This is a genomic window from Parahaemophilus parainfluenzae (assembly GCF_001055095.1).
Classification (GTDB): Bacteria; Pseudomonadota; Gammaproteobacteria; order Enterobacterales; family Pasteurellaceae; genus Haemophilus_D; species Haemophilus_D parainfluenzae_Z.
The window spans coordinates 13,077-27,078 of the sequence record NZ_JVHG01000015.1; the positions used below are offsets into that span (position 1 = coordinate 13,077).

General features: G+C 38.8%; 15 protein-coding genes. 8 read left to right on the forward strand and 7 right to left on the reverse strand.

What is annotated here, in order from left to right:
- Positions 1-3 precede the first annotated feature (3 nt).
- Complete coding sequence (ffh, locus tag ADA56_RS03910) at positions 4-1,395, forward strand: signal recognition particle protein (RefSeq protein WP_049369373.1); 1,392 nt, start codon at positions 4-6, stop codon at positions 1,393-1,395.
- 182 nt (positions 1,396-1,577) lie between these two features.
- Positions 1,578-2,573: a gluconate operon transcriptional repressor GntR gene (gene gntR, locus ADA56_RS03915; RefSeq protein WP_049369375.1), complete on the forward strand. Its 996-nt coding sequence runs from the start codon at positions 1,578-1,580 to the stop codon at positions 2,571-2,573.
- Positions 2,574-2,621: 48 nt separating this feature from the next.
- On the opposite strand, the gene ADA56_RS03920 is transcribed toward gntR, so the two are convergent.
- The gene (locus tag ADA56_RS03920) at positions 2,622-3,152 is read right to left on the reverse strand and encodes a gluconokinase (protein ID WP_239658988.1); all 531 of its coding nucleotides are present in this window, start codon (positions 3,150-3,152) and stop codon (positions 2,622-2,624) included.
- 227 nt (positions 3,153-3,379) lie between these two features.
- On the opposite strand from ADA56_RS03920, the gene ADA56_RS03925 reads away from it, so the two are divergent.
- From ADA56_RS03925 to hda, 6 genes are all read left to right on the forward strand, one after another.
- On the forward strand, positions 3,380-4,729 hold the full coding sequence (locus ADA56_RS03925) for a GntP family permease (protein ID WP_049369377.1): 1,350 nt from the start codon (positions 3,380-3,382) through the stop codon (positions 4,727-4,729).
- Between the two features lie 334 nt (positions 4,730-5,063).
- A complete protein-coding gene (locus ADA56_RS03930; protein WP_049369378.1) occupies positions 5,064-7,307 on the forward strand; it encodes a nitric-oxide reductase large subunit in 2,244 nt (747 codons plus the stop codon).
- Positions 7,308-7,490: 183 nt separating this feature from the next.
- Complete coding sequence (locus ADA56_RS03935) at positions 7,491-7,829, forward strand: hypothetical protein (protein ID WP_049369380.1); 339 nt, start codon at positions 7,491-7,493, stop codon at positions 7,827-7,829.
- Positions 7,830-7,950: 121 nt separating this feature from the next.
- Positions 7,951-8,577, forward strand: a complete 627-nt coding sequence (gene upp, locus ADA56_RS03940; RefSeq protein ID WP_005695610.1) for a uracil phosphoribosyltransferase — start codon at positions 7,951-7,953, stop codon at positions 8,575-8,577.
- A 120-nt stretch (positions 8,578-8,697) separates the two neighbouring features.
- Positions 8,698-9,945: a nucleobase:cation symporter-2 family protein gene (locus ADA56_RS03945; protein ID WP_049369382.1), complete on the forward strand. Its 1,248-nt coding sequence runs from the start codon at positions 8,698-8,700 to the stop codon at positions 9,943-9,945.
- Positions 9,946-10,016: 71 nt separating this feature from the next.
- Positions 10,017-10,712 carry a DnaA regulatory inactivator Hda gene (gene hda, locus ADA56_RS03950; RefSeq protein WP_049369384.1) on the forward strand — a complete coding sequence of 232 codons (696 nt, stop codon included), beginning with the start codon at positions 10,017-10,019 and terminating at the stop codon, positions 10,710-10,712.
- Between the two features lie 55 nt (positions 10,713-10,767).
- Here the strand turns inward: hda and ADA56_RS03955 are convergent, their stop codons facing one another.
- From ADA56_RS03955 to ADA56_RS03980, 6 genes are read right to left on the reverse strand one after another with little or no spacing between them, the layout of a single operon-like run.
- Positions 10,768-11,064: a hypothetical protein gene (locus ADA56_RS03955; protein ID WP_049369386.1), complete on the reverse strand. Its 297-nt coding sequence runs from the start codon at positions 11,062-11,064 to the stop codon at positions 10,768-10,770.
- Between the two features lie 5 nt (positions 11,065-11,069).
- Complete coding sequence (locus ADA56_RS03960) at positions 11,070-11,651, reverse strand: hypothetical protein (protein WP_049369388.1); 582 nt, start codon at positions 11,649-11,651, stop codon at positions 11,070-11,072.
- Positions 11,652-11,670: 19 nt separating this feature from the next.
- Entirely contained in the window at positions 11,671-12,069 is a 399-nt protein-coding gene (locus tag ADA56_RS03965) for a VOC family protein (protein ID WP_049369390.1), read from the reverse strand.
- A complete protein-coding gene (gene ccmI / locus ADA56_RS03970; RefSeq protein ID WP_049369391.1) occupies positions 12,069-12,986 on the reverse strand; it encodes a c-type cytochrome biogenesis protein CcmI in 918 nt (305 codons plus the stop codon). The genes ADA56_RS03965 and ccmI overlap by 1 nt, the downstream gene beginning before the upstream one ends.
- Entirely contained in the window at positions 12,986-13,450 is a 465-nt protein-coding gene (locus ADA56_RS03975; RefSeq protein WP_049369393.1) for a cytochrome c-type biogenesis protein, read from the reverse strand. Before ADA56_RS03975 ends, ccmI begins: the two co-directional genes overlap by 1 nt.
- On the reverse strand, positions 13,450-13,995 hold the full coding sequence (locus ADA56_RS03980; RefSeq protein WP_049369395.1) for a DsbE family thiol:disulfide interchange protein: 546 nt from the start codon (positions 13,993-13,995) through the stop codon (positions 13,450-13,452). The genes ADA56_RS03975 and ADA56_RS03980 overlap by 1 nt, the downstream gene beginning before the upstream one ends.
- Positions 13,996-14,002 lie beyond the last annotated feature (7 nt).

Genomic DNA, 14,002 nt, shown 5'->3' on the forward strand with positions numbered 1-14,002 from the left:
AAAATGTTTGAGAATTTATCGGATCGCCTTTCCAAAACGCTACGCAACATTAGCGGTAAAGGTCGCTTAACTGAAGATAATATTAAAGAAACCCTACGCGAAGTACGTATGGCTTTATTAGAAGCTGACGTTGCGTTGCCTGTCGTACGTGAATTTATCGCCAAAGTAAAAGAAAGCGCATTAGGCGAAGAAGTCAATAAAAGCTTAACACCAGGCCAAGAGTTCTTAAAAATCGTTCAACGTGAGCTCGAAAAAGCCATGGGTGAAGCCAATGAGAGCTTAAACTTAGCAACACAGCCACCTGCAGTTATTTTAATGGCGGGTTTGCAAGGTGCAGGTAAAACCACCAGCGTGGGTAAATTAGCGAAATTCTTACGCGAACGTCATAAAAAGAAAGTGCTCGTGGTATCTGCCGACGTATATCGTCCTGCGGCGATCAAACAGCTTGAAACCTTAGCACAATCTGTTGGCGTGGATTTCTTCCCATCGGATGTCAAACAAAAACCGGTAGAGATTGCAAAAGCGGCACTTGCTGACGCTAAACTCAAATTTTACGATGTATTAATCGTGGATACCGCGGGTCGCTTACACGTTGATAGCGAGATGATGGATGAAATCAAGCAAGTTCATGCAACATTAAATCCAATTGAGACGCTTTTCACGGTTGATGCGATGACCGGTCAAGATGCGGCTAATACAGCAAAAGCCTTCAATGAAGCCTTGCCACTTACGGGGGTTATCTTAACCAAAGTGGATGGTGATGCACGTGGCGGTGCGGCCTTATCTATTCGTCAAATCACAGGAAAACCGATTAAATTCCTTGGTGTGGGTGAAAAAACAGAAGCCCTTGAACCATTCCATCCTGATCGTGTAGCGTCGCGTATTTTAGGCATGGGTGATGTGCTTTCCCTTATCGAAGATCTTGAACGTTCAGTGGATCGCGAAAAAGCGGAAAAAATGGCACAGAAATTCAAGAAAGGCGATGATTTCACCCTAGACGATTTCCGTGAACAGCTCCGCGAGATGAAAAAAATGGGTGGCATGATGTCGATGCTTGAAAAATTACCGGGTGCGAAAAACTTACCTGATCATGTCAAAAATCAAGTAGATGACAAAATGTTCATCAAAATGGAAGCTATTATTAATTCCATGACCTTAAAAGAACGTGCCAATCCAGATATTATCAAAGGATCTCGCCGTCGTCGTATTGCATTAGGTTCTGGTACACAAGTGCAAGATGTGAATAAGTTGCTGAAACAATTTGACGAAATGCAACGTATGATGAAGAAAATGCGCAAAGGTGGAATGGCGAAAATGATGCGCGGCATGCAAGGCTTAATGAGCGGAGGCGGCTTAGGTGGGCTTGGTGGTTTAGGTGGTATGTTTAAACGTTAGTTTTCTTATAAAGATCAACCTATAAAATCAAATAGATCAATTAATAATATTCTGAGTTCTGTATAATACAGAACTCAATTATTTTTACTCAAAATTAATTTATTTTTGATAGAAAGTGCGGTCAAAAAATTAAATGTTTTTTGTTATACTTTCGTACAAAATATTCATAATTACTCATTTCAATGAAACAAAAACGCCCTACTTTACAAGATATTGCCGACCATCTTGGAATGACTAAAATGACGGTAAGCCGTTATTTACGCAATCCTGATTCTGTTGCAAAAGATACCCAACAACGTATTGCTGCCGCCATTGAACAGTTTGGTTATATCCCTAATCGTGCACCGGAAATTTTGTCTAATGCAAAGAGTAAAGCAATTGGTGTGTTACTCCCTTCTTTAACTAATCATGTGTTTGCCGATGTATTAAAAGGCATTGAGCAAGTTGCCGATATTGCAGGTTATCAGACGATGCTTGCGCACTATGGATATAGTGTCAAAAAAGAAGAAGAACGTATTGAAAGTTTACTTTCTTACAATGTGGATGGGTTAATTTTATCGGAAAACTACCACTCTTTGCGTACGCTTAAAATGATTGAAATCGCCAATATTCCAGTCATTGAAATCATGGATAGCTCACAAGCAGGCATTCAACAAGTTATTGGTTTTGATAACGTTGCTGCGGCACAAACTATGGTAGAAACCATGATTCAACGTGGTTATAAAAATATCGTCTATTTCACGGCAAGAATGGATAAACGAACCCAATTAAAAATGCAAGGTTATGAACAAGCCATGAAAAAGTATGGGTTAGAACCTTATAGTTTGATTACTGAAGCCGCCTCTTCTTTCACCTTGGGTGGAAAGCAGCTACGTAAAATTTTAGAAGAACGCCCAGAAACAAACGGCATATTTTGTACAAATGATGACTTAGCAATTGGTGCATTATTTGAATGTCAGCGCTTAGGTATTGCTGTGCCTAAACAGATTGCAATTGCAGGGTTCCATGGACATGACGTAGGCTTTTCGGTCTCGCCTCAGCTCGCAACGGTTATGACTCCTCGTTTAGAAATTGGAAAACTTGCCGCACAAGAATTATTAGCGAGACTGAATAACGAGCCACTAAAAGAAAAAATAATTGATCTGGGATTTAAAATCCATTTAGGCGAAAGCATATAAGCTGTGCGATCAAAAAAATACTCACATTTTGACCGCACTTCTTTTATTTTAGATCAGTGGTTTTAATGCCTCTACACAACGTTCAACCACTTGCTCAAAGCTACCAGAAATATCCACATGAATAACATCTGATTCGTCTTGACCTGGCACTTCTAACGTCTCAAACTGACTTTTTAGCATATCGGTTTTCATATAATGTCCTTTACGCTGTTTCATGCGCTCAAGTACCAGTTCAAAAGAGCCTTCTAAAAATAAGAATTTCACATTTCCATTCCCTTCACGGATGAGATCGCGATATTTTTTCTTTAGTGCTGAACAAATAATGATCCCCACTTCACTTTTTCGTTCTAAACTAAATGCTGCATCACGAATACGCTCCAACCAAGGTGCGCGATCTTCATCATTTAACGGATGTCCCTCTCCCATTTTAATGATATTCGCTCTAGGATGAAGATCATCACCATCAATTAATTTTATTCCTAAACGGTGAGCCACCTCTGTTCCTACGGAGGTTTTACCCGTACTTGATACGCCCATTAGAATAAAACTTTTTCCCATATTTTCTTGTTTATGACTCATCATACACCTCTTCAAATTTTCATTTACCATACTCTAATTACAAACAAAATGTTACTGGTAACATTTTGTTTTGTGATCCAGATCACAAAATAAATTCGTCGCCATAATTAACCGCACTTTTAAAGATAAAAATAATGTGAATGAGATCACAATTTTAAAAAGTAATCGTTTACCAAATGTTAAATCAAGCGTATGTTACGGGTAACAATTCAATTCGGAGAACAACCATGCTCATTGCAATTATGATCGTAGCAATCTTATTGCTACTTTTACTCATTATTAAATTCAAAGTTCATGCTTTTGTGGCATTAATTATTGTGAGTTTACTTACCGCACTCGCTGCTCAGATTCCGGTAGATAAGATCTTGCCAACCTTGCTCAGTGGATTTGGTAACACGCTTGCAGCAGTTGCCTTATTGGTAGGTTTAGGCGCAATGATTGGTCGACTTCTTGAAATTACTGGCGGAGCTAAAGTCCTTGCAGATTCACTAATCAACAAATTTGGGGAGAAAAAAGCCCCCTTTGCATTAGGTATTGCTGCATTACTTTTTGGCTTCCCAATTTTCTTTGATGCAGGTCTCGTCGTGATGTTACCTATCGTCTTTAGTGTCGCTAAAGGTTTTGGTGGCTCTGTTTTACGTTATGCCTTCCCTGTTGCTGGTGCATTTGCTGTAATGCATGCCTTTTTACCTCCGCATCCCGGTCCGGTAGCATCTGGTGATTTATTAGGTGTGAATATCGGTTTATTGGTGATTGTTGGCTTAATTTGTGCAATTCCAACATGGTATATCGGTACTTATTTATTTAGCCTATTAATTAGTAAAAAGGTTCATATAGATTTACCAAAAGCATTCTTAAATGCCACTGCAATCAGTGAAACATCGGTACAAAATCCACCGAGCTTTGCCCGTGTAATAACAATATTATTACTCCCAATTTTATTGATCTTATTAGACACGGGATTAAATACATTAAGCGTAGCCAAAGTCATTGATGGCTCACAAACTTGGGTTGAAGCACTTCGCTTAATTGGTAAAACGCCTGTTGCACTGTTAATCACCTTAATCGTCGCAATTCTGTTACTAAAAGACCAACGTAGTTATGAACAAATTGAAAAAATTTGTGATAATGCCTTAGGTCCTATCTGTTCTATCGTACTCGTTACTGGTGCAGGCGGTATGTTTGGTGGTGTATTACGTGCCAGTGGTATTGGTGATGTGTTATCTACGATGCTTTCCAATACCGGAATGCCAATCATTGTTGCCGCTTTCGTTATCGCCATGGTAATGCGTGTCGCACAAGGTTCTGCAACCGTTGCTTTAACCACTGCTGCTGCACTAATTTCTCCTACTATTGCTGCGGCAACTGACTTAAGTCAATTTGATCTTTGCTTTATTGTGATCGCTATTGCATCAGGTGCAACAGTGCTTTCTCATGTAAATGACTCAGGTTTCTGGCTAATCAGTCGTTTCTTAGAAATGGATACAAAAACGACTTTAAAAACATGGACATTACTAGAAACTTCAATCGGTGTCGTAGGTTTTATTATTGCATTAATTGGCAGCATCATTCTCTAGTCTTTAAATAAAATATTTTCTTACAATTAATACCTTCTATTCTGAGCTTTACCATCGTAAAGCTCAGTCTTTTTTATAATCTGCTTGATTTTTCCTTAGCCTCTATCCTTTCCTTTTAAACTTAATAACACCATTCATCGCCAGAGAAACACATTATCTTTCGCCCAGCATTCCTATTACCTTATTAAATTACTCAATTTTAGGTAATTTGGGAAAAACATACCATATATAATTGCTCAGGTATTCTACTTGGCGTAGAATCTAGGATCTGATGATTATCTACAGCATTTAATCATCAGGAAGTGATATTTTCTAATAATCTAGGAGTGATAAAATGGGACAGTATAAAAAGTTCTGGTACCTATTAGTCGCCGTATTGATTGGAGCTTTCTCCATCCTCGGTTACTATGGGTTCGAAGTTTATCGTGAAGCACCACCGATTCCGCAACAATATGTTTCTGAATCTGGCGAAAAAGTGATTACTCACGATGATATTTTACATGGTCAAACAGCTTGGCAAACTACTGGCGGTATGCAAGTGGGGTCGGTTTGGGGGCACGGTGCATACCAAGCACCTGACTGGACGGCAGATTGGCTTCACCGTGAATTAACTAACTGGTTGGATATTACAGCGAATCAAGAATTTGGTAAAAACTTCGCTGATTTAAATGATGAACAACAAACGTTATTAAAAGCGCGTCTAACCAAAGAATATCGTGGTAGCAAAGTTGAAAACGGTACCGTTGTCCTTTCAAACACCCGTTTAGCGGCAATGGAAAAAACAGCACAATACTACATCTCTTTATACGGTGATGATCCTGCAACCAAAGTGACTCGTGAACACTTTGCGATGAAGGATAATACTCTTCCTGATTTACAAGCGCGTAAAGACTTAGCAAAATTCTTCTTCTGGACAGCATGGACTGCATCAGCTGAACGTCCAAACACTCACGCAAGTTACACCAACAACTGGCCACATGAACCGTTAATTAATAACGTACCAACACCAGAAAACGTGATTTGGTCTATTGCGAGTGTGGTATTCCTCATTGCAGGTATTGGTTTTGTTGTATGGATTTGGTCATTCAAAAAACGTGAAGATGAAAAAGAACCACCAATGCCTGAGTTCGATCCACTCACCAAATTACAACTTACTCCTTCTCAACGTGCGTTAGGTAAATACCTCTTTACTGTGCTTGCTCTTTTCGTATTGCAAGTCACATTAGGTGCGGTTGTAGCACACTATACGGTTGAGGGTCAGGAATTCTATGGTATTGATATTTCTCAATACTTCCCATATTCATTAGTGCGTACATGGCATATTCAAGCTGCCTTATTCTGGATTGCAATGGCATTCTTAGCCGGTGGTTTATTCCTTGCACCAATCATTAATGGCGGTAAAGATCCGAAATTCCAAAAATTGGGTGTGGATGTTCTCTACTGGGCATTAGTGGTATTAGTCGTTGGTTCATTCACTGGTAGCTACTTAGCAATTGCTCATATTCTCCCTGAAGAATGGAGCTTTATGTTCGGCCACCAAGGCTATGAATTCATTGACTTAGGTCGTTTCTGGCAAGCAGTGAAATTCGCAGGCATCTTATTCTGGTTAGTCTTAATGCTTCGCGGCACAGTGAATGCATTCAAACAACCTGGTGATAAAAACTTATTGGCATTATTCTTCGCCTCAGTAATTGCGATCGGTTTATTCTATGGCCCAGCATTATTCTATGGCGAGCACACTCACATTTCTGTGATGGAATACTGGCGTTGGTGGGTAGTTCACCTATGGGTAGAAGGCTTCTTTGAAGTATTCTCTGTAGCGGCACTCTCATTCATTTTTGTAAGTTTAGGTTTAGTTTCACGTCGTACTGCAACTGTGGCAACCATTACTGAAGCGGCGTTATTCTTAATCGGTGGTATCCCTGGTACTTTCCACCACTTATACTTCGCAGGTGCAACCACTCCAATTATCGCAGTAGGTGCATCATTCTCTGCGCTTGAAGTGGTTCCATTAGTGTTATTAGGTCATGAAGCTTGGGAACACTGGGCAATGCAACAAAAAACACCTTGGATGGACCGTTTAAAATGGCCTCTTTACTGCTTCGTAGCTGTAGCGTTCTGGAATATGTTAGGTGCTGGCGTATTTGGTTTCTTAATCAATCCACCAATTTCGCTTTACTATATCCAAGGCTTGAACACGACTGCTGTTCATGCTCACGCCGCATTATTCGGTGTGTATGGCTTCTTAGCACTAGGCTTCGTATTCTTAATCGCTCGTTATTTACGTCCGGATACACCATTTAACGATAAGTTAATGAAATGGGGCTTCTGGTTATTAAATGGCGGTTTAGTATTAATGATCGTATCAAGCTTATTACCAATCGGTATTATTCAAGGTTATGCAAGTATCTCTGAAGGCTTATGGTATGCACGTAGTGAAGAATTTATGCAACAACCATTATTCGATACCCTACGCTGGGTTCGTTTCGGTGGCGACGTGGTATTCATCTTCGGTGCACTAGCCTTCTTCTGGCAAATCTTTACGATGATTTTCTTTAAACCGAAAAAAGCAGCGTAACTAAATTTATTATCGTACAAAAGCGGCTAAGTAATTGGCCGCTTTTTATTTGTGAAAAATTCGTTAAATTTTCTGACTCTACTTTGATCTCCATCAAATCATTTACCTTCTTTTAAGTATGATTAAATTTGTCTTTAGATCTATACTTTCCATACTTTTCAACTTTTCTTATAACATTTCAACATGAGTGACAATCCATTCAACGCTAGTTGGTCATCAAAGGGCAATACGCTATGTCTAGGTCATTGGGACATTACTTATCTTAGTTTACCTGTGGTACTGCCACTTGAACGCCGTGATAAAGATATGGGAACAAATAATATTTATAATTTTATGGATCCCGAGGATGAGCTTTATCGAGAAGGCTTAATGGAAGATGATTGGATTGTGGAAAACATCGATTGGCTTTCGGATGTTTTTATTGAGCACAATATCCCCTTAGAAGAAGAAATCATGCGTGCATTCTATCAAGCGGTGAATAAGGAAGATTGGCGATGTGGGAGCTGTGGTGGATGTATTTAATAGCAAAGTGCGGTCAATTTTATCCCTGTTTTTATACCGAACTGTCATAATAAAAACACTAGGAAATTCAATATTTCTGATATAGAATTCTTCGATTTGTTTTTTAAAAGGGAGAAAAAAGATGAAACTTGTTGAAGTTAAACATCCGCTAGTTAAACATAAATTAGGCGTGATGCGCGAAGCTGATATTGATACCAAAAAATTCCGTGAACTTGCAACTGAAGTGGGTAGCTTACTTACCTATGAAGCCACTGCCGATCTTGAAACAGAAAAAGTGATTATTGAAGGCTGGAATGGTCCTGTTGAAATTGAACGTATCAAAGGTAAAAAAGTTACTGTTGTGCCAATTTTACGTGCTGGCCTTGGCATGATGGATGGCGTGTTAGAACATGTTCCTAGTGCTCGCATCAGTGTAGTCGGGATTTATCGTAATGAAGAAACCCTTGAACCCGTTCCTTATTTCCAAAAACTTGCGAGTGATTTAGAAGAACGTTTAGCTATCGTTGTGGATCCAATGCTCGCAACCGGTGGTTCAATGATCTCCACAATTGATTTATTAAAAGCAAAAGGTTGCCAACACATCAAAGTATTAGTATTAGTTGCGGCACCTGAAGGAATCAAAGCATTAGAAAAAGCACATCCGGATATCGAACTTTATTGTGCATCGATTGATGATCACTTAAATGAACAAGGCTACATCATTCCAGGCTTGGGTGATGCAGGCGATAAGATTTTTGGGACGAAATAATTCCCTTTTAATAAGACGGCATTTATGGCCGTCTTTTTTCCGTGCGTGAAAACACAAAAGCTAAAAAAGCATTAAAACCGACCGCACTTTCAGTTAATTCAAACCGAGAGTTGAAACTAAATGAGTAATCAAACTACAACCGCACCTGTTGAGGTGCAAAGCATGGGCAAACAAGCGTTTGTCGGTTTACAGATGTTATTTGTGGCCTTCGGCGCCTTAGTATTAGTTCCCTTAATCACCGGATTAAATTCTAATACAGCCCTTCTCACAGCCGGTATCGGTACACTACTTTTCCAACTTTGTACCGGTAAACAGGTTCCTATTTTCTTAGCCTCCTCTTTTGCCTTTATTGCGCCTATTCAATATGGCGTACAAACTTGGGGCATTCCAATCACAATGGGTGGACTTGCTTGTGCAGGCTTCGTCTATTTCGCACTATCAACTTTAGTAAAATTGCGTGGTAGTGCTGCGCTCGAACGAATCTTCCCGCCTGTTGTTGTGGGTCCCGTAATTATCATTATTGGTATGGGACTTGCCCCCGTTGCTGTGGATATGGCATTAGGTAAAAACAGTGCATATAGCTATGAGCATTCTGTATTGGTTTCTATGATCACCCTAGTCACAACCCTTTCTGTTGCGGTATTTGCCAAAGGCATGATGAAACTGATTCCAATTATGTTTGGTATCGTTGCTGGCTATGTGGTTTGTTTATTCCTAGGATTAATTAACTTCCAACCAGTTTTAGATGCAAAATGGTTTGAATTACCTGAATTAACCAAACCAGAATTTAATTTAGAAGCGATTCTTTATATGCTACCAATTGCTATCGCACCAGCTGTTGAACACGTGGGTGGTATTATGGCAATCAGTTCTGTAACAGGTAAAGATTTCCTTAAAAAACCAGGCTTACATCGCACCTTATTAGGCGACGGTGTCGCAACGGCTGCAGCGTCATTAGTAGGAGGTCCTCCAAATACCACTTATGCAGAAGTAACAGGGGCTGTAATGCTAACTCGCAACTTCAATCCAAACATTATGACCTGGGCAGCGGTATGGGCAATTGCAATTTCCTTCTGTGGTAAAGTAGGCGCATTCCTTTCTACTATTCCAACCATCGTAATGGGTGGCATCATGATGTTGGTATTCGGCTCGATTGCTGTTGTCGGGATGAGTACCTTAATTAAAGGCAAAGTAGATGTAACTGAACCTCGCAACCTTTGTATCATTTCGGTAGTTATGACCTTCGGTATCGGTAATATGTTTGTCAACGTAGGCGATGTTGTTTCCCTAAAAGGAATTAGCCTTTGTGCCATCGTTGCCATTGTGCTGAACTTGATTTTGCCAAAAGCAAAAAATGAAGTAGAATAAAACCTCCCAAACAAAAGGGTTAAATGAAAATTTAGCCCTTTCTTTTTTATTTTAAATCAACTCGTTAATCCGTGAATCAGCAACTTTCTTTACCTATTCATCAAATTGATGATAAAACGCTTGAGAATTTTTATAGCGATAATAATGCATTATTGCTTAATTCTTTACGTCAAAACATGACTGATTTACAACAACAATTCTTCTACCTTTGGGGCAGCCAAAGCGTTGGGAAAACCCATCTTTTGCGCGCACTTTGTAATGAATATATTCAGCAACAACGAAGTGCCATCTATGTCCCACTGAGTAAATCACAATATTTTTCCACGGCGGTTTTTGAGAATTTAGAACAACAAGAACTGGTTTGCTTAGACGATTTGCAAACAATTATTGGAAATTCAGAATGGGAAATTGCCTTATTTGATCTTTTTAATCGCATTAAGGCTAATGGTAAAACCTTATTAGTTGTCAGTTCAGATCAATCTCCAACTGCCCTACCCGTTAAATTACCGGATCTTGCTTCTCGCTTAAAATGGGGAGAAAGTTATCAATTGATTCCACTCAGCGATGAACAAAAATTTGCAGTATTGAAACAGAATGCCCATCAACGAGGTATCATACTTTCAGATGATACTGTCAATTTTATATTCACGCGTTTAGATCGTGATATGGCGACACTAAAAGAAGCATTAGTGAAACTCGATGAAGCCTCACTACAAGCAAAACGAAATCTGACGATTCCTTTTGTAAAATCGATTTTAGGCTTATAAACAAGCAAAAAAATAACCGCACTTTTTCAAGCGCGGTTATTTTTTCTTTATTTAATTACCAGCAATGATGGCAATAACCGAATGCCGGCATAATAGCCACTGGATAACGAGAATAGCCTGTCATTTTTGGACGATGATCGCTTGCATTCACTTCATTTGGAACACTATCTCTTTGTGCGACTCTCGCTTTTTCTCGAGCTGTAACAGTATTACCACTTGTTACTCGAGCATTATAATCTTGTACAGCATTCATATCATACTCAGCTGCGCCATTACCAATACTTGAAGCTTCCTGAGGTGCAGTACACGCAGTTAAAACAGCTAACGCTGCAATAGAGATCAATTTTTTCATAAATTTTACCTTTTGTTACAAACCACTTTATTAAGTGTTTCTCTGCCTTCTTTGATCCGTTCGTTCGCTTTTCTTCTAACATTCGGATCTTCGTTATTTTCAATGTATTTCGCTACATTGGCATTCTTTATTGCATAAACAGGCACATACTGCGAAGTTTTTGTTTCGCCCTGTTTATAAATTGTCGCCCCTAACACGCTTCCATAATATTCACTGGCATCATTTGGCTTAATGTAATAATTACTAGAATTTGTTACATCTACACCATCTGTGCTTTTAAAACCACTACAGATTCCCGCGGGTGACAGAAACGTTGTTTTAGATGCCGCAACTTCGTTAAATTTATATACTTCAAATTCAACACTGTTGGCCAGCTCTTCCATATCTTTTTCAGATTTAGGATCTAAACTTCTTTGTCCTTTTCCATCAATATATTTCACCGTTTCAGAAATATTAATTTCAGAAACATAATTTTCAGGTGTCTTCGCTTTTGTTGCATATACAACACTACTACCTTCGGCTAAAACAACTGATGATGCTAAAACACAAAAAGAGTAAATCCCAATTTTTTTCTTAATATGACTCATAATAATTTGATTTTCTACGTTAATAATTATTTTCGTATAATTCGATGGGTAAATAATCTGGGTCTCGGAAGAAAGTGTACTTCATTCCCGTTAATTCATCAACTCGAATTGCTTCACAATCAATGCTATTTTCCAAAAGATAAGCAACATATTCATCAATATTTTCGACTTTTAATGCTAAATGTCGCAAACCACAAGCCTCTGGAGTGGTTACTCTTAATGGCGGATTTGGAAAAGAAAACAATTCTATTTGACTCCCATCGGGAAAACTTAAATCCAATTTATAGCTATCCCTTTCTGCCCGATAAGTTTCATTTAGCTGTTTAGCGCCTAAAATCTCCATATAAAAATGCTTCGAACGTGCGTAGTTCGAAGCAATAATCGCAATATGGTGAAAACCTAATAATTGAGGCTTCATTATTTCTCCGGTGTGACACTCTTCGCTTTTTCTTCTTCCTGTAAAGCGAGTGCATCACGTGCTGCACGAATACTTTTCTCAAGCATTGGCACACGAGGATCATCTGGCTCCAATAAACGTAACATCATCGCCCAGGTTACTGCCGCCATTTTATAATCTTCCCCTTCAAAATAACTGAAAGCAAGTAAACTTAAGGCTTCAGGATTCGAATGATCTTGACGAATAACATCACGTAAAAGCTGGTTACCTTTGAGTTTATCTGTTTGATCTTCAGAAGACATTAACATACGCGCATAAGAAAGCTTATAATCTAAATTATCCGGCTCAAGTTTATTCGCTTGTTGGTAACTATCAAAGGCTAATTTTCCATTACCTAAATTCATCCCTACCTGACCGAGCAACCACCATTTTTTAGCATCCTTTGGAGTTTTTTGTAAATCCAAACGAAGTGCGGTAGAAAATTGCTGCATCTCTGCATCTGTCATTGGATTTGTGTCTTCTTCTTTGATTCGTTCAAAGAAATAAGGTAATTTTGCCAATGTTTTTTCCATCATATCTTCAGCTTTCCAAGATCCCAAAGGGAAATAAGTCCCGCCTGCAATAATGGCCAAACCTAATAAACCAGAAACAAACCACAACTTACCGTAATTTTTGGCATTTTTATCGATGGTTTGGCTCTCTTGTTGAGGAATATCTTCTAATAATGTTTTTTGTAATTCTTGTTTGAGTTGTTCAACATTCTCGACTAAGCCTTGCTGATTATCTTGCTCAATCTCTTTTAAGCGAGAAAAATACAATGCTTTATTTAACTCATCACGCTTTTTATCTTCTTTCGCTTTAACTGAACGCAACAATGGATAAAAACAAATCAATGCTACGACTAAAGTGAGCGCAATAATACTTAATGCAAAATTCATTATTTATCCTTTTCTTTGAGTAAAACCGATAAACGCGCATTCTCTTCATCATCTAAAATCGCGTCGGAATTAACCGTACTTGTTTTTTTTGATTTACGTTTAAATACAAATAAAATGCCAATCAACACTAACAAAATTGGGGCAATCCATAATACGATTGTTGACGTCGTCATTGGTGGATCATAGGTCACAAAATTGCCATAACGTTGAATCATATAATCGACGACTTCACTTCGTTTTTTGCCTTCTTGTAACAATTCAAATACTTTGCCACGCATATCTACAGCAATAGTTGCATTCGAATCTGCAATATTATTATTTTGACATTGAGGACAACGAAGCTCTTGCGTTAATTGATGATAATCCTTTTCTTGCTCTGGTGAAGCAAAATTTAGCGCATCAATTGCGGCAGTCGCAGAGACGCTCATAAAAAGTGCGGTCAAAAAAAGCCATGATTTTCTCATTATGGTTTCTCCGCGAGTTTGTCATAAATCGGTTTTAAAGTCTCATTCCAAACGCGTTCATTCACATCACCCGCTAAGCGATAATGAATCACACCTTTGCCATCTACAATGAATGTTTCCGGTGCGCCATAAACGCCTAAATCTAATGCAAAAGAACCTTTCTCATCTTTAAGCACAAGACTATAAGGATTGCCTAAATCTTTTAGCCATTTTACAGCTTTTGGTGATTCATCTTTATAGTCGATACCAATGATTGTTACGCCCTGTTTAGCCAATTGATTCAAGTATTGATGCTCTGCATAACAAGTTGGACACCAAGTCGCCCACACATTTAAGAGAACCGGTTTACCTTGTTGGAAAATTTCATTACCGTACGTTTTATTTTCCAATAAATCCGTTAATATTTTCTGTGGCACAGGTTTCCCCACAAGAGCAGATTCCAACGCTTTGGGATCATCACCTTGTGCATTGCGTCCTAACTGAACTAAAAAAGCTGCAGCTACCGCAAGAAAAACAATAAGTGGGATAAGTAGTTTTTTATTCATAACACTA

Bases quoted from the DNA above. Each gene is read 5' to 3' on its own strand.
- ffh (WP_049369373.1), top strand. From the start codon at position 4: ATGTTTGAGAATTTATCGGATCGCCTTTCCAAAACGCTACGCAACATT.
- gntR (WP_049369375.1), top strand. From the start codon at position 1,578: ATGAAACAAAAACGCCCTACTTTACAAGATATTGCCGACCATCTTGGA.
- ADA56_RS03920 (WP_239658988.1), bottom strand. From the start codon at position 3,152: ATGAGTCATAAACAAGAAAATATGGGAAAAAGTTTTATTCTAATGGGC.
- ADA56_RS03925 (WP_049369377.1), top strand. From the start codon at position 3,380: ATGCTCATTGCAATTATGATCGTAGCAATCTTATTGCTACTTTTACTC.
- ADA56_RS03930 (WP_049369378.1), top strand. From the start codon at position 5,064: ATGGGACAGTATAAAAAGTTCTGGTACCTATTAGTCGCCGTATTGATT.
- ADA56_RS03935 (WP_049369380.1), top strand. From the start codon at position 7,491: ATGAGTGACAATCCATTCAACGCTAGTTGGTCATCAAAGGGCAATACG.
- upp (WP_005695610.1), top strand. From the start codon at position 7,951: ATGAAACTTGTTGAAGTTAAACATCCGCTAGTTAAACATAAATTAGGC.
- ADA56_RS03945 (WP_049369382.1), top strand. From the start codon at position 8,698: ATGAGTAATCAAACTACAACCGCACCTGTTGAGGTGCAAAGCATGGGC.
- ADA56_RS03955 (WP_049369386.1), bottom strand. From the start codon at position 11,064: ATGAAAAAATTGATCTCTATTGCAGCGTTAGCTGTTTTAACTGCGTGT.
- ADA56_RS03960 (WP_049369388.1), bottom strand. From the start codon at position 11,651: ATGAGTCATATTAAGAAAAAAATTGGGATTTACTCTTTTTGTGTTTTA.
- ADA56_RS03965 (WP_049369390.1), bottom strand. From the start codon at position 12,069: ATGAAGCCTCAATTATTAGGTTTTCACCATATTGCGATTATTGCTTCG.
- ccmI (WP_049369391.1), bottom strand. From the start codon at position 12,986: ATGAATTTTGCATTAAGTATTATTGCGCTCACTTTAGTCGTAGCATTG.
- ADA56_RS03975 (WP_049369393.1), bottom strand. From the start codon at position 13,450: ATGAGAAAATCATGGCTTTTTTTGACCGCACTTTTTATGAGCGTCTCT.
- ADA56_RS03980 (WP_049369395.1), bottom strand. From the start codon at position 13,995: ATGAATAAAAAACTACTTATCCCACTTATTGTTTTTCTTGCGGTAGCT.